21 protein-coding genes and 1 other annotated feature are annotated in these 23142 nt (G+C 53.3%); of the genes, 9 read left to right on the top strand and 12 right to left on the bottom strand.

The window, feature by feature from the left end:
* The first annotated feature begins 156 nt into the window (after nt 1–156).
* Nucleotides 157–996 (top strand): thermonuclease family protein, encoded by an 840-nt coding sequence (locus AC6ROY_RS04955; RefSeq protein ID WP_500098944.1) that lies wholly within the window; start codon nt 157–159, stop codon nt 994–996.
* 223 nt (nt 997–1219) lie between these two features.
* Here AC6ROY_RS04955 and AC6ROY_RS04950 read toward each other — a convergent pair whose 3' ends face one another.
* Both AC6ROY_RS04950 and AC6ROY_RS04945 read right to left on the bottom strand, forming a co-directional pair.
* Nucleotides 1220–1654: a CBS domain-containing protein gene (locus AC6ROY_RS04950; RefSeq protein ID WP_500098943.1), complete on the bottom strand. Its 435-nt coding sequence runs from the start codon at nt 1652–1654 to the stop codon at nt 1220–1222.
* Between the two features lie 153 nt (nt 1655–1807).
* Nucleotides 1808–3007 carry a M20 metallopeptidase family protein gene (locus AC6ROY_RS04945; RefSeq protein ID WP_500098941.1) on the bottom strand — a complete coding sequence of 400 codons (1200 nt, stop codon included), beginning with the start codon at nt 3005–3007 and terminating at the stop codon, nt 1808–1810.
* A gap of 199 nt (nt 3008–3206) precedes the next feature.
* Here AC6ROY_RS04945 and AC6ROY_RS04940 point away from each other — a divergent pair, with 199 nt between their 5' ends.
* Entirely contained in the window at nt 3207–3548 is a 342-nt protein-coding gene (locus AC6ROY_RS04940) for a YugN family protein (RefSeq protein WP_500098939.1), read from the top strand.
* 14 nt (nt 3549–3562) lie between these two features.
* A complete protein-coding gene (gene ftsW, locus AC6ROY_RS04935) occupies nt 3563–4720 on the top strand; it encodes a putative lipid II flippase FtsW (RefSeq protein ID WP_500098938.1) in 1158 nt (385 codons plus the stop codon).
* Between the two features lie 62 nt (nt 4721–4782).
* Here ftsW and AC6ROY_RS04930 read toward each other — a convergent pair whose 3' ends face one another.
* On the bottom strand, nt 4783–5175 hold the full coding sequence (locus AC6ROY_RS04930; protein ID WP_500098937.1) for an Asp23/Gls24 family envelope stress response protein: 393 nt from the start codon (nt 5173–5175) through the stop codon (nt 4783–4785).
* Between the two features lie 155 nt (nt 5176–5330).
* On the bottom strand, nt 5331–6653 hold the full coding sequence (locus tag AC6ROY_RS04925) for a hemolysin family protein (protein WP_500098936.1): 1323 nt from the start codon (nt 6651–6653) through the stop codon (nt 5331–5333).
* Nucleotides 6654–6897: 244 nt separating this feature from the next.
* Here AC6ROY_RS04925 and AC6ROY_RS04920 point away from each other — a divergent pair, with 244 nt between their 5' ends.
* Together AC6ROY_RS04920 and cax are read left to right on the top strand one after the other, a co-directional pair.
* Nucleotides 6898–7677 (top strand): DUF1836 domain-containing protein, encoded by a 780-nt coding sequence (locus tag AC6ROY_RS04920; RefSeq protein ID WP_500098935.1) that lies wholly within the window; start codon nt 6898–6900, stop codon nt 7675–7677.
* Between the two features lie 91 nt (nt 7678–7768).
* Entirely contained in the window at nt 7769–8821 is a 1053-nt protein-coding gene (gene cax / locus AC6ROY_RS04915; RefSeq protein ID WP_500098934.1) for a calcium/proton exchanger, read from the top strand.
* Between the two features lie 55 nt (nt 8822–8876).
* Here cax and AC6ROY_RS04910 read toward each other — a convergent pair whose 3' ends face one another.
* The 4 genes from AC6ROY_RS04910 to AC6ROY_RS04895 form a co-directional block, all read right to left on the bottom strand.
* Nucleotides 8877–9167: an Fpa/YlaN family protein gene (locus tag AC6ROY_RS04910; protein WP_500098932.1), complete on the bottom strand. Its 291-nt coding sequence runs from the start codon at nt 9165–9167 to the stop codon at nt 8877–8879.
* Nucleotides 9168–9374: 207 nt separating this feature from the next.
* Nucleotides 9375–9623 carry an HPr family phosphocarrier protein gene (locus AC6ROY_RS04905; RefSeq protein ID WP_500098931.1) on the bottom strand — a complete coding sequence of 83 codons (249 nt, stop codon included), beginning with the start codon at nt 9621–9623 and terminating at the stop codon, nt 9375–9377.
* 103 nt (nt 9624–9726) lie between these two features.
* Nucleotides 9727–10848, bottom strand: coding sequence for an aminopeptidase (locus AC6ROY_RS04900; protein ID WP_500098930.1), 1122 nt, complete (start codon nt 10846–10848; stop codon nt 9727–9729).
* Between the two features lie 23 nt (nt 10849–10871).
* Complete coding sequence (locus AC6ROY_RS04895) at nt 10872–11492, bottom strand: TVP38/TMEM64 family protein (protein WP_500098928.1); 621 nt, start codon at nt 11490–11492, stop codon at nt 10872–10874.
* A gap of 343 nt (nt 11493–11835) precedes the next feature.
* Here AC6ROY_RS04895 and rpsD point away from each other — a divergent pair, with 343 nt between their 5' ends.
* Nucleotides 11836–12435 carry a 30S ribosomal protein S4 gene (rpsD, locus tag AC6ROY_RS04890; RefSeq protein WP_500099265.1) on the top strand — a complete coding sequence of 200 codons (600 nt, stop codon included), beginning with the start codon at nt 11836–11838 and terminating at the stop codon, nt 12433–12435.
* Between the two features lie 201 nt (nt 12436–12636).
* On the opposite strand, the gene tyrS is transcribed toward rpsD, so the two are convergent.
* Nucleotides 12637–13893, bottom strand: a complete 1257-nt coding sequence (gene tyrS, locus AC6ROY_RS04885) for a tyrosine--tRNA ligase (protein WP_500098927.1) — start codon at nt 13891–13893, stop codon at nt 12637–12639.
* A gap of 55 nt (nt 13894–13948) precedes the next feature.
* Nucleotides 13949–14223, bottom strand: a binding site (T-box leader).
* 180 nt (nt 14224–14403) lie between these two features.
* Between tyrS and AC6ROY_RS04880 the strand changes: the two genes are divergently transcribed.
* Nucleotides 14404–17589, top strand: a complete 3186-nt coding sequence (locus tag AC6ROY_RS04880; RefSeq protein ID WP_500098925.1) for a transglycosylase domain-containing protein — start codon at nt 14404–14406, stop codon at nt 17587–17589.
* Nucleotides 17590–17697: 108 nt separating this feature from the next.
* On the opposite strand, the gene acsA is transcribed toward AC6ROY_RS04880, so the two are convergent.
* Nucleotides 17698–19422, bottom strand: coding sequence for an acetate--CoA ligase (gene acsA / locus AC6ROY_RS04875; RefSeq protein WP_500098923.1), 1725 nt, complete (start codon nt 19420–19422; stop codon nt 17698–17700).
* 150 nt (nt 19423–19572) lie between these two features.
* On the opposite strand from acsA, the gene AC6ROY_RS04870 reads away from it, so the two are divergent.
* Both AC6ROY_RS04870 and AC6ROY_RS04865 read left to right on the top strand, forming a co-directional pair.
* On the top strand, nt 19573–20205 hold the full coding sequence (locus AC6ROY_RS04870; RefSeq protein WP_500098921.1) for a GNAT family N-acetyltransferase: 633 nt from the start codon (nt 19573–19575) through the stop codon (nt 20203–20205).
* A gap of 13 nt (nt 20206–20218) precedes the next feature.
* Nucleotides 20219–21418, top strand: coding sequence for an acetoin utilization protein AcuC (locus tag AC6ROY_RS04865; protein WP_500098920.1), 1200 nt, complete (start codon nt 20219–20221; stop codon nt 21416–21418).
* Nucleotides 21419–21509: 91 nt separating this feature from the next.
* Here AC6ROY_RS04865 and AC6ROY_RS04860 read toward each other — a convergent pair whose 3' ends face one another.
* Together AC6ROY_RS04860 and AC6ROY_RS04855 are read right to left on the bottom strand one after the other, a co-directional pair.
* Nucleotides 21510–22277 carry an exonuclease domain-containing protein gene (locus AC6ROY_RS04860; protein ID WP_500098919.1) on the bottom strand — a complete coding sequence of 256 codons (768 nt, stop codon included), beginning with the start codon at nt 22275–22277 and terminating at the stop codon, nt 21510–21512.
* Nucleotides 22278–22439: 162 nt separating this feature from the next.
* On the bottom strand, nt 22440–22841 hold the full coding sequence (locus AC6ROY_RS04855) for an IDEAL domain-containing protein (RefSeq protein WP_500098917.1): 402 nt from the start codon (nt 22839–22841) through the stop codon (nt 22440–22442).
* Nucleotides 22842–23142 lie beyond the last annotated feature (301 nt).

Below are 23142 nucleotides of genomic sequence, written 5' to 3'. Positions count from 1 at the left end.
CAAACTTTAACAGTTACTGTTAGTATGAGGGAACAGGCGGCGAATTAAACGTCCACTGGCGAAGACAGCTTGAAAAACGATCCATTGTATGGAAAAATGTGAGGATGCGCTAACGCTGAAGCAACCAAAAGGAAGGCAGCCCGAAGGAGGAGCATCATGAGGAAAATCAAAGGATGGCGCGCTGGACGAATCGCAGGCCTGCTATTGCTGCTGCTCGCCGCAGGCTGCGGAGCTATCCGGACCGGAGCGCCGGCTGCGGATGACCGGTTTTTGCAAGCGATCTACGAGCAGTACCCGCAACTGAAGGAGAAGCCGCCTCAGATCACCGCTGTGAAGCGGGTCGTTGACGGCGATACCTTCGAGACTTCCGAATCCGAGAAGGTTAGACTGATCGGAGTCAACACGCCGGAAAGCATCGGCAAGGTGGAGCGCTTCGGCAAGGAGGCCAGCGAATTTTCCAAGCAGGAGCTGACAGGAAAAACCGTCTACCTGTTCGCCGACACCGGAAATACAGACCGTTACGGACGGCTGCTGCGGTACGTCTTTGTAGAAGGACAGCGGGCGATGTATAATGATAAGCTTGTGCTGGAGGGCTATGCCAATCCGATGACCGTGCCTCCGAACGTCATGTTTGCCAAGCATTTTGTCCAATCGGAGCGGGATGCCCGCGCAGCGAAAAAAGGGCTGTGGGCAGCGGACTCCGCAGACGGAGCCAAGGCAGCCGGCCGCGACGCCAAGCCAGCAGCTGCAGCTTCTTCTAGCGCTCCGGCTAAAGCCTCGAAGACGGATGCCGCAGCTCCCTCCGACGCTCCGGCTAAAACCGCCAAGCCGGACGCTGCTTGCCGCGATCCGCGCATCAAGGGCAATGTGAGCGCGGGCAGGGACAACATTTACCACATGCCCGGCGGCCGCTATTATGAGCAGACCAAGGCCGAGCAGCTGTTTTGCACCGAAGCCGAGGCCGAAGCGGCGGGCTTCCGCAAGGCGAAGGAATAAAGGGCCTTCGCTCCAGCCTTCTACATTTCTACATTCTGAATAAGCGAACGCCAAAAAAGCTTCCGCCCGCTGAATGAAAACAGCGAGTCCGGAAGCTTTTTCTTGTATGCACATATGCACAAGCTCGGGCGCAGCGAGTTCAAATGCCAGTCAATGTGAACCGGTCAATGCGAACGGCATTCGCTCAATATTGCCGCAAAACCTCGCGTCCAGTCGGTCCGACTTAGGTAACCGGCTGCTTCGACTCCGAGATGCGGCTGAGCGCTTCCCCGGCCTCATCCTCGAACGTGGTGCGCACCGCCAAATCGCCGATTGAAACGATGCCGATCAGCTCGCCGTTTTCTACGACCGGCAATCTGCGGATTTGCTCCTTCGCCATTAGCTTGGCCGCTTCATCAGGAGTCGCCTCCGGCGAAATGGATACCGTTTTGTCACTCATCACTTCTTTAATCGCCGTAGAACCTTCCTTTTTAGCGGCAAAGCCGCGAATGACCAGATCACGGTCCGTCAGCACCCCGATCAGCTTTTTCCCGTCCACGACAGGAATAAATCCCGTATCCTCCTGCTTCATCTTGACCGCAGCCTCATATACATTGTCCTGCAAAGTCACCGTTGCGCAATCCGTCGTCATAATTTGCCGTAGCGTCTTCGCTGCCATAAGCGTCAATCCCTCCTGGGCTGAAAAGTTCAAAGGCCCGGCCGCGCTCAGCGCGCAAACCCGGCCCTCGCCTTTTCTATCATGACCCGCCGGCTTGTATCCCATGCGTTGGCTCGCTGTCACTTAACGGGAATATGCCGCAGCCCGGTCTGTTTATCCCGTTGCGGCTTGCTCCCCGCTGCCGTGCTCGAAATAATCAAGCGTCATGTTCACGAACAGCTTGGCCGCATGCAGCATGGAAGCTTCATCAATATCAAACCTTGGATGATGGTGCGGATAGCAAATTCCCCGCTCCGCATTCCCCGCTCCGACGAACATAAAGCAGCCGGGCTTCTGCTCCAAATAATACGCGTAATCTTCTCCCGCCATAATCGGCCCGCATTGCAGCGTGTTTTCACTGCCGAATGTTTGCGGCGCGGCGCGGAAAAAACGCTCGGCTTCAGCCGCATGATTCACGACGGTCGGATAACCCGTCTTGTACTCCAGCTCATAATCGGCGTCATGCATCAGACAGGTTTGCTCCACAATCTTTTCCAGCCGCTGGCGTACCTTCACTCGCAGCTCTTTATTGAAGGTACGCACCGTACCTTTTAATGTGGCGGTTTCGGCAATAATGTTAAAGGTCGTGCCGCTGTGAAACGAACCGACGGATACGACACACGGCTCGGTCGGGTCAGCCGAGCGGCTTACGATCGACTGCAGGTTGACAACAAGCTGGGAAGCAACAAGCAGGCTGTCAATAGCTTCATGCGGCAGCCCGCCATGGCCGCCCTTGCCCCGAATGTCAATCATAAATTCATCGGCAGCCGCCATCATCGGCCCAGGCCGACAGGCCGCCGTCCCTACTGCAAATGGCGTCCATAGATGAATGCCGTAGACAACGTCCACCTGCTCCAGTACGCCTTCCTCGATCAGGCCAAGTGCGCCGCCGGGTGTCAGCTCCTCCGCAGGCTGGAAAATAAAAACGACCTGGCCCCGCAGCTGCTCGCGATACTCACTGAGCGTCCGGGCTACAGCCAGCAGCGTTGACGTATGCGCATCATGACCACAGGCGTGCATGACGCCCGGAACCGTTGAAGCATACTCGCAAGCCTTCTCATCCTGAATCGGCAGCGCGTCAAGATCAGCCCGCAGCGCGACGGTCGGTCCTGCCTCCCGTCCCTGCAAGCGCGCCACCACGCCGTGGCCCCGGCCGGCCTGCTCGCGAACCTCCAGCCCCCAGCCGCGCAGCTTGTCAGCTACAAATGCGGCCGTGCCTGATTCTTGGTACGACAGCTCCGGATGGCGGTGCAAATGTCTTCTCCAAGCCACCATATCCGGATAAGCGGCTTCCAAAGCTTCATAAATAGTCATGCCAGTGCCTCCGATCCTGTAGCTGTTGGATGTATTAACGTATATTGTATCAAAAGGCCGGGATCGTTTCATCCTGTGTGTCACAAATTTTCAAACTTTCCTTTTCAGGCGGTTTTACACCGCTTGCATTAGGCTTGCACAAGTAAGGGAAACATACTATCATGGGTAAAGTGATGTACATAGATTAGGAGGGCTTGCTGTGATTATTGAAAACAGTGGATTAAAGGGCTTAAAAAGCGATCTCGCCCATTTGGATGAAAGCATGGAGCAGCTTGGCTTCGTACGCTGGCAGTGGGAATATTACCGTGCGACCTACGATCTGAAGATCGAAGATAAAGGGAACGAATACTTCCTCCGCATCAACACGCGGGTGGAAAGCGGCAAGCTGGAATCGCCTTACGCCATCCTTTACGTGGAAGAAACCTATATTGGAAGAGCAACATTCCCTCATGGACTTGATTACAACTCACCGGTTCCGGACAATGTGATGAAGACAGTTGCGGGCAAGCTGGCTGAGCTGAAATCGAAGCTGACCCATTAGGGCGGACGCTGACGATGAACGCCCCGCGACGAGGAACGCCTGATTTTCTGCTGCTTTTCCTGACGTTTTTACTCGTTTGCTTCGGTCTGGCGTTTGTATTCAGCGCAAGCGTGGCCGAGAAGGAGCCTTGGTCGCTCGTCATCAGCCAGGGCAGCAAGGTTTTGCTTGGAACGGTCATCATGCTGTTTTGCATGAATGTCGATTTTCGCAAATTTCAGAAATGGGTCGCCCCGTTTCTGACCTTTTCCGTCGTGCTGCTGCTTCTTGTTCTGATCATCGGCACCGAAATCAACAACGCCAAAAGCTGGCTGTACATCGGCTCCGGCTCCTTCGGTATTCAGCCCACCGAGTTCGCCAAGCTGGCGATTGTGATGTATCTGGCCGCGCTGATCAGCAAAAAAGGCGATAAAATCCAGGAATTCAAACGCGGGCTTGCCCCGCCGCTGCTCGTGGTCGGCTTTGTATGTCTGCTGATTATGCAGCAGCCCGATCTTGGCTCCACGATGATTCTGGTGATGAGCGCCGCGCTTGTGATTATCGTCGGCGGCGCCAGCTTCCGGCATATCGCCACCTTGAGCTTCGGAGGCTTGATGGCTCTCTGTGTGGCCGCCGTCGTTTATTTACTGAAAACGAAGGGCGAAAGCTACCGCATCGGGCGCTTCACAACGTACCTGAATCCGTTTGAAGACAAGCAGGGCGACGGCTACCAGATCGTGCAATCGCTTTATGCCTTCGGACACGGCGGCTTGACCGGAGCCGGCTTCGGGCAAAGCATTCAGAAGCTGCATTACCTTCCGCTCGCTTACAACGACTTCATCTTCGCCGTCATCGGCGAGGAGCTGGGATTCATCGGAACGACCTTGTTCCTGATCGTGTATCTGCTGTTCCTGCTGCGCGGTCTGATCGTAGCGCTGCGCTGCCGGGACCTGTTCGGTATGCTGATGGGCGTCGGCATCGTAGGAATGATCGGCATCCAGGCCTTTATCAACATCGGCGGGGTAACCAATACGATCCCGATGACCGGGGTGACACTGCCGTTGATCAGCTATGGAGGCACCTCGATGATGATGACGCTGATGAGTCTCGGCATTCTGCTCAGCATCTCCAGGGAGCAGAACGTCCCCGTCAAGGAACCGCCGCAACGCGTGCACGGCAGGAAGAGAGCCTTCTAGGCTCTCTTTTTTTGCACAAAAAAAGCAGAGGGCCCAAGCGCAGCCTTCTGCTTCATCATCCTTTATTTCACGCGATGCTGCGGGTCCTCGACCACGGGCGCAGCCTCTTCCTCACGGAAAGCAACGCCTTCCACCTTGATGTTGACTTCTACAACCGTCAAGCCGGTCATATTTTCCACAGCTTCCCGCACATTTTCCTGAAGATCGCGACACACTTCCTGGATTTTACTGCCGTAATTTACAATGACGCGCAGATCAATCGCAGCCTCAACCTGACCAACCTCGACGGATACGCCACGCTGTACATTTTTCCCACTCAGACGCTTCGCCAAGCCTTCCGAAATCCCTCCCGACATCGCAGCAATCCCCGGCGTTTCCAAGGCGGCGAGGCCTGCTATTGTCGAAACGACATCGTCTGAAATGCGGATAAGTCCTGTTTGAATTTCTTCGCTCATAAGGATCACTCCCTCAAGGATTATATGTCTATTGTAATGAGTTCCTCGATGGAAAGCAAATCCAACGAATGCCCGATTGACAGCGTTCGACAGTATCGCCATTCAGCCGAGGGAAGCTCCCGATTCCGGAGCCTCCCGACTGCTGTCTTCATCCATTAATGCGGCTCGGCAATCGCTTCATCCGCTTCTACCGGCTTGGTCCGGGTGACGCGTACCCGCCGAATCCGGTGACTATCCCGCTCCAGCACCTCGAAGGTTAAATATTCATACGTGAACACCATGCCGACCTCCAGCTCCGGGCTCTGCATGTACAGCCAGCCCCCGATCGTATCGACATCCTCGTTGTTCAGATGGGAGCCGAACAAGTCGTTTACTTCGTCGAGCAGCACCTTGCCTTCAAAGACATAACGGTCCTCGCCAAGCTTCTCGATCGCCTTGACTTCGTCGGTGTCGAATTCATCCCGGATTTCTCCGACGATTTCCTCCAAAATATCCTCGATCGTAATCAGACCTGCCGTGCCTCCGTATTCGTCGATCAGAATGGCGATGTGGACCTGCTGCTGCTGCATTTTCTTCAACAGCGCTTTGACCGGAATCGAATCCGGCACCGTCAACACCGGCTGTACAAGCGACTGGAGATCAAATGTTGTGCCCCGTCCTTCATATTTCAAGAAAAACTGCTTCGTATTAATCATCCCGACAATTTTATCCTTGCTATCCGACACGACAGGAAATCGGGTATATTGCTCGCGGCGGATAATCGCCACATTTTCCTCCAGCGTCAGGTTCGTGTACAAGCAAGCCATATCGGTACGCGGCACCATAATTTCACGCGCCAACAGCTCGTCGAAGGCGAAAATCCGGCTTACATAACCGTATTCGGATTTATTGATTTTACCGCTTTGATAGCTTTCCGACAAAATGATTTGAATTTCTTCTTCCGTATGCGCATCCTCATGCTCCTTGGCGGATCTCATGCCAAACGCACGAAGCAGCGAGTTGGCCGAACCGTTCAACAGCCAAATAAACGGGTACATGAGTTTATAAAAGAACATGATCGGACGCGCTACGAGCAAACTGACCATCTCGGCCTTCTGAATCGCCAAGGACTTTGGCGCCAGCTCACCGAGCACGACGTGCAGATAGGTGATCGACACAAATGCGATGACAAAGGAAATGATGCTGCTTAGTTCGCCGCCGAAGCCCAGAGAGTCAAATAACGGATGAAGAATCTTCTCTACCGTAGGCTCTCCAAGCGCACCCAGTCCGAGCGCCGTGATCGTAATACCGAGCTGGCAGGCCGACAAATATCCGTCCAGGTTGCGGGTGACGAGTTGGACAGCGAGCGCATTTTTGCGGCCCTCCATCACAAGCTGATCCACGCGGCTCGGACGAAGCCGAATAATAGCGAACTCCGTAGCTACGAAAAATGCCGTCAGAACAATCAGTATTGCGACTAACAATAAGTTTACGATCATGTTTACCTTCCTTTTCTTTTTTGAACTATTCTTTTAACAAGTTCATATGAGCTTATTGTATGATCTTATCATCGGAATCACAAGCCGTTTTTCAGCTCATCTACGGCGATATTCGTTCATTTTAGGTCATCTGGAGAACCCTCGATCCGGCGGACGTTTATTTTTTCCCTTTGACAACCGTTTTTCTAAATCATAAGATGAGTTCAGATGAACTAAAGCTTACAGAAACAGAGGGACGTTATTTATGGAAACATTTACACTTACCCGCAAGGAGATGTCAGCGCTGCTCGTCTCGCTGCAAGGCAGCTCCGCCAAAAAGCCGATTGCGATTCTTCAGGAAGCATGGTCCAAGGTCCATCAGCAGGAGCTGCGCCAAGGGGCCAGCTTATCCGCTTTTCTGTCCACCCGGCTGCCCTCGGTATTCGAGAAGCTGCTGAAAACGGATCATATCGAAGGGCTGTCCCTGCAAGAGGTCGTGGCGCTCGGCAATCAGATTGAATACACCAACTTCTCCATCACCTCGCTGCAAAATTGGGTCAAACGAGATTTCAAGGAATTTCTCGGCGCTCCGCAGGCCGGTAAAAAATATTCGCTGCAGCAGGCCGCCCTGCTGTTTATCATTGAAGACCTGAAAAATAATCTTGATTTCGAGTCGATTCGCAGTCTGTTTCACATCATGTTCCTCAAGCCTGAGGCTGAGCCGACCGGATTGATCCGCCCGCTTGACCTGTACGTCGGCTACACGCATCTGTTCGAGGAGCTGGATCAAAATAATGATCAGCTCCTTGATGTTCAGGGGCATGAGGGCGGCACGCGCAATCATGACGTGCTGATGGAAAATATGCTGCGCCTGCGCGCCGATCAATATGTGCGCCAGCTGGGCGGATTAAGCGCGGAGCAAGCCGAAGCCGTGCGGAATGTGATCTTTATCGCAATGGTTTCCATTCAGACCGCGTACTTTCATTCACTGGCCCGCCAGTACCTGAATGCGACCTTGTTTCTGCAGGATTTGGGCGATCGGTAAACGCCGAAATTGAGCATTGCTATAATTTCACTCCGGGATTAGAATAGATTCTGTTTATAAGAGGGATACTTTTCCACATGGGGTGATTGGTTTGAAACGCCACGGGTTTACGATCGGGCTTGTCGGCAGCTTTGCGCTGAGCGGCATCGCCCACTATGCGGGAGCTGCTTTATTCAGCTCGACGATCCAGTTTTTAATATCGGCGGTTGCGATTATTTTTGTCGCCGGTTTTTTGGGAAAAGCGACGGAAAGCGTGGCTCATTATGCGGGGGAGCGGATCGGGGGCTTTTTAAATGCGACCTTCGGAAATGCGGCGGAGCTGATCATCTCGATTTTTCTGATCAAGGATGGGCTGTTTGACGTCGTCAAAGCCAGCATTACCGGCGCCATCATCGGCAACATGCTGCTGGTGCTTGGTCTAAGCGTGCTGCTGGGCGGGCTGAAATACCGGGAGCAAACCTTCAACGTCAAGCTGGCCGGACATAACGGCTCGCTGATGCTGCTTGCGGTTATCGCTCTGTTTGTACCCGCTGCCTTCACACGCAGTCTGACCTCGCATGAAACGATCAATCTGAGCATCGTGGTATCCATTATTTTGATCATTGCTTATTTGCTGTGGCTGTTTTTCTCCATGGTCACGCATAAGGACGATCTGACCGATCCGGTTGTGGAGCATGGGGAGGCCGCCTGGTCCAAGGGCAAGTCCGTGCTGTACCTCATCCTTGCTACCGTGATGGTCGGCTTCGGCAGTGAATGGCTCGTAGGCACGCTTGATGAGTTCAGCCACCAGTTTGGGCTGTCAGAGCTGTTTGTCGGGGCGTTCCTGATCGCCATCGTGGGCAATGCGGCCGAGCACAGCGCCGCCATTATCATGGCCCGCAAAAACAAAATCGGCGCCGCGATTGAAATCGCCATCGGCAGCTCGCTGCAGGTCGCGCTGTTTGTGGCTCCGCTCCTGGTGCTGCTGTCGATGCTGTTCGGCAAAACGATGGATCTCGTGTTTACGACCTATGAGCTGATTGCCATTGGGGTAGCCGCGTTTATTGCCAAATCGATTTCGCAGGACGGGGCCACCACCTGGTATGAAGGCGTCCTGCTGCTTGTCGTCTACCTGGTGCTCGGCATCGCGTTTTATCTGGTATAAGGTTAAGCGGCTCAACAGCCGAATTGCAAAACAAAGGGTAACCTTCGCTCGAAGGTTACCCTTTGTTTTGCAATTCCATCGCTTCATATAGCGTAGCCAGATTGCGCTCCAGCTTCACCAGAATCTGCTTGCCGGTCGATTCTGTAATTAGCTCCGCCCGGGTGGCAAAATCAATCTCACGGGACAATCCGTAAATTTGCGTATCTAAGACCTCTTCATACAGAGGACATTTGCGTGTGGTCAAGTTCTCCATCTGTACTTCAATCAGCCTCTCGATTTTGTCCGCATCCTCCTGGAGCAGATGCAGAGCCTTCTGCGATAAGCTGAGCAGCACATCCGATGACATGGCGCTCCCCCCTGTAATTCCTGTAAGCATGATCCCCGGACTGCGCGGATGACATTCCGAATTGTCCCGAAACCCTACGAATCTAAAAATACTTATTAACTTTATATTAGTCTATATTGCGTCATTACACAAGTCCAAACAAGTCCAGCCGCCAACAAAAAAGGCATTTCCGCAATTGCGAAAATGCCGATCCCGCCAAAAAGGCGATTAATCCTGGATGCTGTTGATGCTCAAATTGTGCTTGGCAAATACTTCCGCCATCGACTTCTTCGCTTCTTCGGCGTCCGGACCGTGCACATGCAGATCATATTGGCTCGAAGTAAGCAGCGTTGTGAACAAGCCGAGAATACTTTTCACGTCGATGAACTTATTGTCATACTGAAGTACGATGGAAGATCTGAATTTGTTTGCGGTTTGCGAGATCTCCACAATAGCAGCGTTGTTTGCGTTCGGCATCTCTAAATCCCTCCAGGCGTTAGTCAAGCAAATAAAAATAAATCGCTTTCTTTATGATCATACAATGGCAGATGCGATCACGCAACTAGATTTTTGGAAAATGTTATTTCAGGTTTTCCGGGTTCAGCCCCTCCAGCTCAGGAATGACAAATCGTCCGTCCTTACGGATCAAGCGGTCGTCGAAATAAATTTCCCCGCCGCCATACTCGGGCCGCTGAATCAGCACCAGATCCCAGTGAACCGAGGAGCGATTGCCGTTGTCCGCCTGCTCGTAGGCTTGCCCCGGTGTAAAGTGCAGACTCCCGTCAATTTTCTCGTCAAACAGCGTATCCTTCATCGGCGTGGAAATGTACGGATTGAAGCCCAGACTGAACTCGCCGATATAACGCGCGCCCTCGTCAGAATCAAGAATATCGTTGAGCCGCTGGCTGTCGCTGGCGGTAGCCTCTACAATTTTCCCCTTTTCGAAACGGAACGTAATCTGCTCGAAGGTCACATCCGAATTGATGGACGGCGTGTTGTAAGCAATGATGCCGTTCACCGAATCGCGCACCGGGGCGGTGTACAGCTCGCCGTCGGGAATATTGCGGCGTCCGCAGCATTTGACCGAACCGATGTCTTTAATCGAAAAGGAAAGATCGGTAGCGCCAGGGCCGACAATTCGCACCTTGTCCGTCCGGTTCATCAGCTGCTGCAGCGGGTCCATGGCGTCCGACATCGCCGCGTAATCCACATTGCATACATCAAAGTAAAAATCCTCGAAGCGCTTCGTGCTCATCCCGGCCAGCTGAGCCATGGACGCGTTCGGATAACGGAGCACGACCCATTTCGTACGCTTCACACGTTCCTCCAGATGCACCGGCTTCGCGTACAGCTGCTTGTACAGCTTCATCTGCGCGGCTGGCACATCCGACAGCTCACTGACATTGTCCGAAGCGCGAACCGCGACGTAAGCATCCATCGCTTTCATCCGCTCCAGATCGCGCTGGCCCCAGTCGGCAAGCTGCTCCTCCGTCATGCCTGTCAGCAAGGCCGCCTGAATTTGCAGATCAATCAGCTCGACAAACGGATGCCCGCCGCGCGCATGCACCTCTTCGACGATTGCTGTCGCCAGCTCCGTATCACGAATGCCGGCCATTTCAATCAAGACCTTCTCGCCTGGCTGCACATCCAGCGAATACTGGACGATATTGCGAGCCAGCGTATGTAAACGCGGATCTCTCATAACCATTGTCTCTCCTTGCTTCGTTATCGTTTGAAGGGATTAGGCTTGCGCAGGGAATCGGTCGTTGCCGTACGGGTCCATCTGTTGCGCAAGTACGCACCCAACGCAAACATCAGGCAAAGAACGGCTCCCAGCACGAGCAGACGCCCCTTATGGTGGCTAAAATAGAGCAGATCATGCCCGACCATCGACTCCAGCCAAATCATCGGCGCGTTGCCGATCACCGTCCCGATTATAAAATGCCTTGTTCGCACACGCATGCAGGCAGCCCCGATATTGATCACCGACGACGGCAGCACCGGGATCACCCGGCTGGCTGCGACACACCACAGCCCGTAGCGCTCCAGCAGAGCGTTAACCCGGCCCAAAAAGCTGTAGCCTGCCAGCTTGCGTTCGATCCAGGAGCGCCCGAGATTGCGGGCCGCGATATAAGCGATAACCGCACCCAGGCACGCGCACACATAATTGACGGCCAAGCCGCCCCAGAAGCCGAATAACAACACATTGATTCCGGCGACAACGACAAACGGAACAAACGGCATCAGCGCATGCAGCAGCACCAGCGTCGCCCCCGCCGCCAGCCCCCACCAACCGAATGAACGGAGTACCTCCGACACATGCTCCGAATTCCAATGGCCCACCATTTGGCCTCCCTCCACATGCTTTATTATTGTATCAAAAAACGACGCCATGCACGAATCCGCCTGGACAAACAAAAATTGCGGCTTAATTGCCGTTCCTCCCTTGACATGACCTGCCTGCTTCTTATAGAATTAGAAGTCGAGATAAGTGTGACGGATTGTTCTTACATTCCGACTGCTTATGGTGGAGGATCGTGTCACCCTCTATAGATTTTGTTGCCGACAGGACCGCGGCTGGGTACTTCCTGTCGTTGGCGGCTGCCACAAGCTGCCTGAACGAAATCGGGCCCATCTTCACCCGTTCAGCTTTCCAACACTACTACACTATTTGAAGGAGCCACCATACATGTCCCGTTATACTGGTCCTAAATTTAAATTGAGCCGCCGCCTCGGCATTTCCCTGAGCGGAACTGGCAAAGAATTGAAACGCGCCTTCCCTCCGGGTCAACACGGTCCTGGACAACGTAAAAAAATGTCCGGCTACGGCGTACAATTGCAAGAAAAACAAAAGCTGCGCCACATGTACGGCTTGAACGAAAAGCAATTCCGCAACCTGTTCGACAAAGCTTCCAAGCTGCAAGGGATCGCGGGCGAAAACTTCATGTTCCTGCTTGAAAGCCGTCTGGACAACCTCGTATACCGTCTTGGCCTGTCCAACTCCCGCGCTGGCGCGCGTCAATTGGTTGCTCATGGTCACATTACGGTTAACGGCAAAAAAGTTGACATCCCTTCGTACATTGTTTCGACTGGCGATGTAATCGGTCTGCGTGAAAGAAGCCGCGGTTTGTCTGCGGTTAAAGAAGCGCTGGCTAACCGCAACTACTTGCCTGCTTACCTGGAGTTCAACGATGCCGCTGTTGAAGGTAAATACATCCGTTTGCCTGAGCGCTCCGAGCTGGCTCAAGAAATTGACGAAAAACAAATCGTCGAGTTCTATAGCCGCTAATAATTGTTTGAATTTCCAAGCCGTTCCTTCGGGAACGGCTTTTTTGCGCAGCTGCCCGCCTCGCGGCCCCGGTAAGCCCCGACGCAAAAAAGCATCCGCTCCCCCACGGGCTGTAATCAGCCTATGCAGAGAAACAGATGCTATGCTTGCCAATCCGGCTGACTTAGCTGACTGGCTTCAGAGCAGAAATTACCGGCACGCCTAGCCCAGCTTGATGCGGGCAAACTTGCGCTTGCCGACCTGGACGATATCTCCGTCGGCCGGCGTCAGCTCGACATTCGGATCATCGACCTTGGATTCATTAATTTTCACCGCGCCCTGCTGCAGGCTGCGACGAGCCTCGCTGCCGGAAGCTTGCAGCCCCAGCGCGACGAGCAGCTTGGCTGCGCGAATCATCCCGTTCTCCAGCGCTTCCGCCGGCAGCGTGACGTCCTCAATTTCGTCTGGCAGCGCACGCTGCTGGAAAACCGTCACAAAATGCTGCTGCGCCTCGTCTGCCGCCTGCTGGCCGTGGTACATCCGGACAAATGTATGCGCCAGCCGCATCTTCGCGTCACGCGGATGCACGCTGCCTTGCTCCAGTCCTTGGCGAAGCTCGTTCAGCTCCTCGATGGACAAGTCCGTGGCCAATTCGTAATATTTGCCCATCAGCTCGTCCGGCACTGACATAGCCTTGCCGTAAATTTCATTGGGCGCTTCATCAATGCCGATGTAGTTGCCCAAGCTTTTGCTCATTTTGTTGACGCCGTCGAGACCTTCCAGCAGCGGGTTCGTAATGGCAACCTGCGTATCCACCCCATACTCCTTTTGCAGTGTGCGGCCCATCAGCAGGTTAAACTTCTGGTCGGTTCCACCCAGCTCAATATCGCTCTTTAACGCAACCGAATCATACCCTTGCATCAGCGGGTAGAAAAACTCATGAATATGGATGGGCTGGCCTGAGCTGTACCGCTTGGAGAAATCGTCGCGCTCCAGCACCCGGGCGACCGTCAGCTTCGCCGACAGCTCGACCACATCGGCAAAATTCATCTTGCTAAGCCATTCGGAATTGTAGTACAGATTGGTTTTACTTTTGTCCAAAATTTTATAGATTTGCTTCTGGTAAGTCTCGGCGTTGCGCTTGACATCTGCCTCCGTCAGCTGCTTGCGTGTCTCCGACTTGCCTGTCGGGTCGCCAATGCGCCCGGTGAAATCGCCGATGAGCAGCTGTACCTGATGGCCCAGCTCCTGAAACTGACGAAGCTTGTGCAGCACAACCGTATGCCCCACATGAATATCCGGAGCGGACGGGTCAAGACCCAGCTTGACATGCAGCGGCTTGCCTGTTACGACCGAATGGATCAGCTTGCGCTTCAAGTCATCCTCCGGCACGATTTCAACGACACCGCGACGGATGATCTCCAGTTGACGATTTACTTCCTGCTGCTGCTCCTGCGTTAACTCTTCCCATTTGGCCATCTTGCTTCGTCCTCCCTTAATCTGCTTGCGCAAATACAAAAAAGCCCGCTCATCCACAAGGGACGAGAAGGCTACTGCTCGCGGTACCACCCTAATTAAAGCCGTACGTTGTCCCATCTGGTTCCTGCTTCGGTCAACGCCACGCACTTTCACTTTCGCGATGATAACGGACATCACTCCGTCGAAAGCTACTGTCGGCGCTTGCAGGCCGAGTTCCCTTCCGCTGCTCCGGACTGTAATTCACGCAAAGCTGCGTACCGGTTTTCACCTGCCACCGGCTCTCTGAAAACGCATATCTTTGCCCTACTGACTGTCCATCCAAGCATTTGACTACTGTTGGTTGCATTTATTTAAGCACACAAGCTTGTCGATTGTCAAACAATCTTGCAGAGAGCTAGGTCAAACGTCATGAATCGGTCATGAAAGCGTGTGCCTGGTTCGATGCTCGTTTTGACGGATTGTGTTATAATGGGATGGAATGTTTTTCATTACCGGGAGGTACTTGTATACATGACGGAAGAGAAGAAACCGAAATCATCCAAAAAAGTGCTTCGCGCGATCGTCATCTATACGCTGCAGACCGTAAAATGGTTATTCATTATCGGCATCATCGGCGGATTTCTGGCGGGGGGCGCGGCCTTCGGCTACGTATCGGCGCTGGTAAAGGACGATCCGGTTCGCGACCAGGATACGATGCTGCAGCAGATGAACGACGATGCGTTGACCGGCTTTGTGTACTTTCGCGACGACACGGTGATCGGGCAGCTCCGCACCGAGGAGGATCGCAGACTGGCTGGTCTGAACGATATCCCGCAGGTCGTTCTGGATGCCGTCTTCGCGATCGAGGACAATAACTTTTACAACCATATGGGCATTGACATCAAAGGAACAGCAAGAGCGGTCGTGCAGAAGCTGCTCAACCAGGATGTGCAAACCGGGGGCAGCACGATTACCCAGCAGCTCGCCCGGCGTGTCTTTCTGTCGCTGGACAAAGCCGATAGCCGGAAGGCGAAGGAAATTTTCCTGTCGATGCGGCTGGAGCGGATGATGTCCAAGGAACAAATTTTGCTCGCCTACCTGAATAAAATTCCGTACGGCAACGGGTCATCCGGCTATAATGTATACGGGATCAAGGCGGCAGCCAAAGGCATTTTTAACATCGAAGATTTGTCCAAGCTCAATCTCGCCCAGGCCGCTTATTTGGCGGGAATTCCGCAAATGCCGAGCAACTTCTCCGCCTTCAGCAGCAGCGGCATTTTCGACGGAGCAGCCTTCAAGCGGGCTGTGCAGCGTCAGCAGCTTGTGCTGCGGCGTATGCTGGAGGAGAACAAAATTACCCAGCAGCAATATGATGAAGCGCTCGCGTTTGATCTGCAGGGCTCGCTGGCCGAACGGGTGAAGAAGGCGTACTCGACCTATCCGTTTCTGATGATTGAGGTTGAGAAGGAAGCGGCCCGGGCGCTGCTCAAGGCTGAGCAGCCCGACCTGAGTGCGGAGAAGTCGCCGGAAAACTATAATGAAGCGCTCAAAGCGGTTCAGTCGAGGCTGAGCCGGGGCGGCTATCACGTGTACACCACTTTCGACAAGGACATCTACGAGTCGATGCGGGACATCGCGCAAAACCCGAAAAACTTTACGCCGGACGACAAGGTGAAAGGCATTGAGCAAGTTGGCGCAGTGATGATTGAAAATAAAAGCGGCGCAGTTCTCAGCATGCTGGAGGGCCGTGACTTTTTCAAGGAACAGCTAAACCATGCCACACAGGCGTTCCGTCAGCCAGGCTCCACAATGAAGCCGATCGCTGCGTTTTTGCCGGCGCTGGAGAAAGGGGCTATTCAGCCCGCAACCGTCATCGACGATGTTCCTGTCTTATTAAAGGACGGCACCAAAGCCGGTTACCACATTCCCGAAAACTGGGATGACGGCTATCATGGACTGATTACAGCCCGCACGGCCCTGAATCAGTCGTACAATATCCCGGCCATCAAGCTGTTTACCGAAACGGTCGGCATCAAGGCCGCTTGGGAATTTGCCAAAAAAATCGGCATCAAATCGGTGGGCGAATCGGACTATGTCGCGCAGACCGGCGTCATCGGGGGACTCAAATACGGCGTCACCGTCAAGGAGCTGACCAACGCGTACGCGACAATCGGCAATCAGGGCGTATTTAACGACGCGTATATGATCCGCAAAATTACCGATTCCAATGGCAACATCATTTTCGAGCACCAGAGCAAGCCAACGACCGGGTTTTCTCCGGAAACGGCGTTTCTGATGACCGATATGATGCGCACCGTCATCACTTCAGGAACGGCAACCGACCTGAAAACGAAATACAAGCATTTCAACAAAGCAGCGATCGTCGGGAAAACAGGGTCCACCCAGGATGACGCGGACGCCTGGTTCATGGGCTATACGCCCGATGTGACGCTTGGCGTCTGGGTTGGCTACGAGCTGCCGATTCATAAGCTGACCAAAAAAAGCGGCGGCACAAACCGGGCCAAGGATGTGTGGGCCATGTCGTTAAACGCAGCGATCGAGAAGCATCCGGAATTATTTCCGACCAAGGAGTTTAATCGTCCGCCCAACATCGTAGAGATGACCGTTTCAAGCTTGTCGGGCAAACTCCCTAGCGATGCGATCAAGGCGGCAGGCAAGCTGAACAAGGATATATTCAACAAAAAATTTGTACCGACGGAAGAAGACAATGTGCTGACGCGTTTGCCGATTATTTCGTTTAATGGACTGAACTATATCGCGCAAGCCAGTACACCGGCCGAATTTGTTACTGAAAAAACCGTCGTCAAACGCGAAAAGCCGCTGGGCGATTTGTTAAAGCAAATTGCTGCTGTGATGGATCGCATCCCGGCGGACCGAAAACGGAGTCTGGACTTCTACAAGCCGAAAGATTTCGATGAGGACGCTCCGTCAGAAACAGATCCGCGTACCGATGACGGCAAGCCGCCTGTCCCGCCGACAACGGTCGTGGCTACCCATACCGGCAACACGAGCATCATTACGTTCCAGGCGAGCGCAAGCGAAGACACCGTCGGTTACAGGCTGTACCGTTCCACCAACAAAGGCGGCTACGAGCGGGTAAACGGCAAGGTGCTGCTGGCTGGGCAAGAAACCAAATTTACCGACCAGGTCGGTGCAGGCTTGTACGGCTATTACGTGACAGCCGTTGATGTAGGCGGTCGTGAATCTTCGCCTAGCAAGGGCGCTTATACAGACGGCACGACCACGGATTTGTTGTTTATGAGTCCGGATGGCAGCGGCCAACTGGACCCGGCAGGCGTCGGGCCTCATCCGAACAGTCAGGGAACCGGCAACGGCGAACAGCCGAAGCCCGGTGACGCGACTGTGGTGACGGACAAGCAGCCTGATCCGGCAGCAGCGAAAGAGGAATGGAAAAAGGTCCCTACCGCTCCATCCGCGCCAACGATTCAATCGACCGGCGGCGGCATCGAGCTGAGCTGGAAGGCCAGTGCGGACAAGGAGAAAGTGAAATCCTATACGATTTATTTCAGTGAAGAGGAAGACGGCGCATTCGCCAAGCTCGGCACGGTGTCCCAGGCTACAAAGTTCCGGTATTACGCCGTTTCCACAACGGGCTATTACCGGATTACGGCAACAAACGAGTATGGAGAATCGCCGGTGTCTGCGATGAAGAAGTTCACGAAGCCGAATAACTAGCTGGCCCCCGTTTCTGTCCTGAAGGGGGTCCGAACGAAACAAATCCCCGGCCTCGCGGCAATCGCGAAGTCGGGGATTTGTTCTAGCCTACGAACCGGCTGGAGCCGGTTAATCTTCGATCGTGGACAAATCGCCGGTTGGCAAATTCAGCTCCCACGCCTTCAATACACGCCGCATAATTTTACCGCTGCGAGTTTTCGGCAGCTTGTCTTTAAATTCAATCTCACGCGGCGCCGCGTGTGCAGACAAGCCGTCCTTGACGAACTTGGCAATTTCCGTCTTCAGCTCATCGGTTGCCGTGTAGCCTTCACGCAAAGCGATAAACGCCTTAATAATTTCGCCGCGCATCGCATCCGGCTTGCCGATTACACCTGCTTCGGCAACAGCCGGATGCTCCACCAGCTTGCTCTCCACCTCAAACGGTCCTACCCGTTCGCCGGCGGTGTTAATGACGTCGTCGATCCGACCCTGGAACCAGAAGTAGCCGTCCGCATCCATATAGGCGGAATCACCGGAAATATACCAGCCGGGAATGCGTAAATATTCCTGAAACTTAGGCTCGTTTTTCCAAATTTTGCGCATCATCGAAGGCCACGGCGTCTTGATCGCCAAATTGCCCATCCGCAGCGGCGGCAGCACATTGCCTGCATCATCAATAATAGCAGCTTCAATTCCCGGCAGCGGCTTGCCCATCGATCCGGGGCGGATCGCCATACATGGGTAGTTGCAGATAAGCTGCGCGCCGGTTTCCGTCATCCACCATGTATCATGAATACGCTGGTTGTACACCTTCAGTCCCCAGCGGACGACCTCCGGATTCAGCGGCTCGCCTACGCTCAGCACATGACGCAGCGAGGAAAGATCAAACGGCTTCACCGCTTCATCGCCGGCCCCCATCAGCATCCGGAAAGCGGTCGGCGCGCTGTACCAGACGGACACCTTGTACCGTTCAATCGTCTTGTACCAGTCCTGCGGACTGAAGCGACCGCCGCGGACCACATTGGTCGCGCCATTCAGCCACGGGGCGAAAATACCGTATGAGGTCCCCGTCACCCAGCCTGGGTCAGCCGTACACCAGTACACATCCTGCTCCTGCAGATCAAGCACAACACGTCCCGTATAAAAATGCTGAATCATCGCATTATGGGCGTGCACAACGCCTTTCGGTTTGCCGGTGGAGCCTGAGGTGTAATGAATCAGCAGTCCGTCCTCGCGGTCCATCCATTCGAGCTCAAGCTCCTCCGAAGCAGCCGCCATTTCCTGATGAAAATCAATCTGCTTGTCGGCAAGCTTGAGATCCTGACCGACCAAAATGACATGCTTGAGGTGCGGCAGCTGGTCAACAGGCACCCGCGAAAGCTGGGATGGCGTCGTTATAATGGCCACCGCTTCACTATCCTCCAGCCGGTCGCGCACAGCCGTCTCCATAAACGCCTCAAATAACGGACCGACAATCGCCCCGACCTTTAACGACCCAAGTAAAGCGACATACAGCTCAGGCGTACGCGGCATAAAAATAAAAATGCGTTCTCCCTTGCCTACGCCAAGCTTGCGCAATACGTTGCCAAAGCGGTTGGATTGCCGCTTCAAGTCCTCGTACGTGTACTGTTCATCCCTGCGATCGTCGCTGTAATACAAGGCGACTTTATGTTTTCGTTCGGAATCGGCATGACGGTCAATCGCTTCATGGGCCATATTCACCTTGCCTGTTTCAGACCAGCTGAACGTTTTCTCAATCGCTTCCCAGCTAAAATCGGCACGCGCTTCTTCATAATCCTTCATGTTCGAAGTCGTTGTTACAGGTGCAATACTTTCTACACTTGCTTGATCCATGCCACTTACCTCCCGAATATCCATCTAATTGCCATTTTTATAAAACGCTTTCATAAAATACATGACATATTATAACACAACGCTTTCTATCCGACTATTTATTTGTTATGCTGAATGATGTGAAAGTGCTGTAGGGAGAGGATGCCCGAGATGGAACATACGAAACGTTACCATGCCTTTACCATCCCGTATCAACAGAGTGAACTCATTGTAGAAGGACCCGTACCGCCCGAGCAACTGCGAACCTATGAGATGCACCCGGATTTGGACGCGTTTCGACGGCCCAAGGAGCAATTTCTTGCGCTGATTGAAATCGCTGAGCTGCCGGAGGGGCGGATTATCGCGGCAAGGCACGGCAACCAGATTGTCGGTTACGTTACTTTCCACTACCCGGACGAGCTGGAGCGCTGGTCCGAAGGCCAGATGGAGGATCTGATTGAGCTGGGAGCCATTGAGGTGGCTGATGATTATCGCGGCGTCGGACTTGGCAAGCATCTGATCCGCACCGCTTTTCTGGACGATCAGCTTGAAAATGTCATTACGTTTACAACGGAATATTACTGGCATTGGGATCTGGAGAAAAGCGGCTTGAATGTTTGGCAGTACCGTGACATGATGGAAAAGCTGATGAAATGCGTCGATATGGTTTGGTTTGCGACCGATGATCAGGAAATTTGCTCACACCCGGCCAATTGCCTGATGGTGCGGATCGGCAAGCAGGTGCCGTTGTCTTCTGTAGAGCAATTCGACCGGGTTCGTTTCCGGCAGCGGTTTATGTATTGATGGAGGCGCCCGAATGAAAACGAATGCTGTATTTATTTACGATGAACAAGAAACCGCTTACCGGTTTCATGACAGCCACCCTTTTGACCAAAAAAGGCTGCTGGCCGCCGTGGATTTGTTGAGAAAAGCCGGCGCCCTGCAGGATAGCGAAATCGTGGCCCCTCCGCTTGCGACGGAAGATCAGCTGCTGCTTGTACATAGCCGGGAATATGTGGAGTGCGTCAAGGGGCTCAGCCTTGAATCCCCCGAACCCGAATGGCTCGATAAAGCCGGTAAATACGGCCTTGATACGGATGATACGCCGTTTTTTCCCAACATGCATGCCATTACGCTTGGCTTGGTTGGCGGCTCCGTACATGCGGTTGATCTCGTGATGCGTGGAGAAACCTGCCATGCGCTGCATCTGGGCGGGGGGCTGCATCATGCGCTGCCGAGCAAGGGCGCAGGCTTCTGTGTGTACAATGACGCGGCTGTCGCGATCGCACACGCCAAGGCGACCTATGGAGCGCGAGTGTTATATATTGACACGGATGTGCATCACGGCGACGGCGTCCAGTGGAGCTTTTACGCCGATCCGGATGTTTGTGCCTTTTCCATTCATGAAACGGGAAAATATTTGTTTCCTGGCACAGGTGCAGCTCATGAACGCGGAGATGGCCCTGGCTTCGGCACAACGGTAAATATTCCGATGGAGCCGTTTACGGAAGACGAATCATGGCTCGAGTGCTTCCAAGACGTGCTGCTGCGCACCATTGAACAGTTCAAGCCGGATCTGATCGTCTCGCAGCACGGATGTGATGCGCACGCCTTCGATCCATTGTCTCATATGAGCTGCAGCATGAATATTTACCGTGACATGCCGCGGTTCATCCATGAGCTGGCCCATCACTATTGCGCCGGACGCTGGGTCGCGCTTGGCGGCGGCGGCTACGATATTTGGCGGGTCGTTCCGCGCGCCTGGGGACTCGTCTGGCTCGAGATGAGCGGGCAGCCATTGGCAGCAGCAGGCGCCGACAGCCTCATTGCCTGTACCGGCGCAGCCGAGAGCTGTTTGCCGGCTGCCTGGCTGGATGCTTGGCAGCCGCACTCTGAGGAGCCGCTTCCCTTAACCTGGCTGGACCCCGTACATACCTGGGAGCCTCAGCCCCGCCGCGCGGAAATCATGTCCAAAAATCGTCAGACCAAAGAGCTTTCCATGCTTTATCTGGGCTAAAATCAGCTCAAGCTGGTACCTGGTGACGGAAAGAGCTGCGACTGCAGACTTGCGCTTATGCTCAGGCAGGTCTGCAACCACGTGCCCTTGCCTAGATGTCAATCCCAAGCGCACGCAGCCGCGCTCTTGTCCGTCTTCCATATACCTGTTGAAATTGCCGCTGAAATAACTTCCTCACGTGATGGACCTCTTCGTCCGTCAGCTTCATAATCGCAATATAGCGCTGAGTATCTGCATCATGATAAAACATGTCCCAGCTCAAAAGCTGATTGCTGCGGGCTGCTTGCTGCAGATCCATCGTCAGCTTCTTTTTAATGCCGCTTGTACTTAGCTTCACGGAATCCGCCTTGTAGCAGGCCGCTAGATGCAGCTGGTCCTGCCGCAAAAGCAGCAGTCGTTGCGCTTGCAGCGCGTCATCCAATGCGGAATGCTGCTTGCCTAGAAACTCAAGCTGATGCTCGGACAATGCCTGCTGCAGGCCGCTGTTATATAAAGTGGACAAGTCCAGCAGTTCTGCCCACCAGTCTGTCGCAACCTCGTTACACTTGCAGTCAACCAGCAGCTGAAAAAAATCTGTTTTTCCCCAAGCCACTAGAGTACATGACTCTCCGCAAAAGCGGATAAATTTGGCCATCACGTCAGTAAAAGACTCGCTTTCAAGTAATACCTGCGCCTCAATCCCGCAAAACTCCAACGCAAACGGTTGAATTGGAAATTGTGGACATATATAACTTTGGAACGTATCCATCACTTGGCCGTCGGCTGACAGCTTAACCGCTCCAATTTCGATAATTTCCATCGGATATATTTCATAATGTCTACGTCCGTTAAACTCCAGATCAAGGACAACCATTGACATCTTTATTCCTCCTTGCATCGTCCTTTTCCAGTATGCACAAAAAAGCTTATTTAGCCAAGCAGCAGTTGTACAATAAACAGCAAAAAAGTTGAACGGTTACGTTCAACTTTTGAAGGAAGCCATTTCAGGCAATGGTGACCTGTCGTGTAACAAAGTTCAAGTTCAGCTTAAACGGTTTTTATGAATACGCAAGCGGCTTTGATCGGGATCATAGGCTGTGCCGTTCTCATTTGCTGCACCAGGTTGAGCGGCTTTGGCAGCTGCCAATTGATGCTCCAGCTCCTCAAACCAGGCTTTATCATGAGCCATTAAAGCCAAATCTATCAGGCCAAGCAATTCCTCACGTGTAGACGGCGCGCGTTCGGGCAGCTTTTTCAGCTTATTGCGCCCTACTTCAATAGTAGCCTGAACGATTTCTTCATGATCACTTTGCGTCACTTTTACTTTAACACGACCCTTGTCTTCGATCGACTCTACATAACCGATAAACTTTTCATCTGAGGAAGAGACTCCGCTAATCCAGTCTCCCTCATCAATAATGGCATACAGGTTGGATGGGATCATGTCCCTTCACCTCTCTCAGCGTTTAATAGGATGCGATTGCTTACTGTTATTATATTTGTTACAGATATAAAAGTCAATAACTTTCTTTTTTATAGTTAATATAAAAATTAAAACTAGGTGCCTGCCCCCTTTTTTGTGATCACCCAGTGGGCTGCGGCCAAGCAATCATAAGCTTGTCCGCAATTGAAACAGCAAAAAACCTACCTTGATTAAGGTAGGTTTTACTTAGCTTGGCGACGTTCTACTCTCCCAGGACCCTGCGGTCCAAGTACCATCGACGCTGGAAGGCTTAACGGTCGTG

This window comes from Paenibacillus sp. sg306046 (assembly GCF_059821225.1).
This window is presented reverse-complemented; position numbering and strand designations above follow the sequence as displayed.

Coding starts and splice junctions, on each gene's coding strand:
- AC6ROY_RS04895 (WP_500098928.1), bottom strand. CDS start 11,492: ATGGTGGGCCATTGGAATTCGGAGCATGTGTCGGAGGTACTCCGTTCA.
- tyrS (WP_500098927.1), bottom strand. CDS start 13,893: ATGGCCAAATGGGAAGAGTTAACGCAGGAGCAGCAGCAGGAAGTAAAT.
- AC6ROY_RS04925 (WP_500098936.1), bottom strand. CDS start 6,653: ATGATCGTAAACTTATTGTTAGTCGCAATACTGATTGTTCTGACGGCA.
- AC6ROY_RS04950 (WP_500098943.1), bottom strand. CDS start 1,654: ATGGCAGCGAAGACGCTACGGCAAATTATGACGACGGATTGCGCAACG.
- AC6ROY_RS04930 (WP_500098937.1), bottom strand. CDS start 5,175: ATGAGCGAAGAAATTCAAACAGGACTTATCCGCATTTCAGACGATGTC.
- AC6ROY_RS04865 (WP_500098920.1), top strand. CDS start 20,219: ATGAAAACGAATGCTGTATTTATTTACGATGAACAAGAAACCGCTTAC.
- rpsD (WP_500099265.1), top strand. CDS start 11,836: ATGTCCCGTTATACTGGTCCTAAATTTAAATTGAGCCGCCGCCTCGGC.
- AC6ROY_RS04945 (WP_500098941.1), bottom strand. CDS start 3,007: ATGACTATTTATGAAGCTTTGGAAGCCGCTTATCCGGATATGGTGGCT.
- AC6ROY_RS04855 (WP_500098917.1), bottom strand. CDS start 22,841: ATGATCCCATCCAACCTGTATGCCATTATTGATGAGGGAGACTGGATT.
- AC6ROY_RS04910 (WP_500098932.1), bottom strand. CDS start 9,167: ATGTCATCGGATGTGCTGCTCAGCTTATCGCAGAAGGCTCTGCATCTG.
- ftsW (WP_500098938.1), top strand. CDS start 3,563: ATGAACGCCCCGCGACGAGGAACGCCTGATTTTCTGCTGCTTTTCCTG.
- AC6ROY_RS04905 (WP_500098931.1), bottom strand. CDS start 9,623: ATGCCGAACGCAAACAACGCTGCTATTGTGGAGATCTCGCAAACCGCA.
- AC6ROY_RS04860 (WP_500098919.1), bottom strand. CDS start 22,277: ATGTCAATGGTTGTCCTTGATCTGGAGTTTAACGGACGTAGACATTAT.
- AC6ROY_RS04920 (WP_500098935.1), top strand. CDS start 6,898: ATGGAAACATTTACACTTACCCGCAAGGAGATGTCAGCGCTGCTCGTC.
- AC6ROY_RS04880 (WP_500098925.1), top strand. CDS start 14,404: ATGACGGAAGAGAAGAAACCGAAATCATCCAAAAAAGTGCTTCGCGCG.
- AC6ROY_RS04870 (WP_500098921.1), top strand. CDS start 19,573: ATGGAACATACGAAACGTTACCATGCCTTTACCATCCCGTATCAACAG.
- acsA (WP_500098923.1), bottom strand. CDS start 19,422: ATGGATCAAGCAAGTGTAGAAAGTATTGCACCTGTAACAACGACTTCG.
- AC6ROY_RS04900 (WP_500098930.1), bottom strand. CDS start 10,848: ATGAGAGATCCGCGTTTACATACGCTGGCTCGCAATATCGTCCAGTAT.
- AC6ROY_RS04955 (WP_500098944.1), top strand. CDS start 157: ATGAGGAAAATCAAAGGATGGCGCGCTGGACGAATCGCAGGCCTGCTA.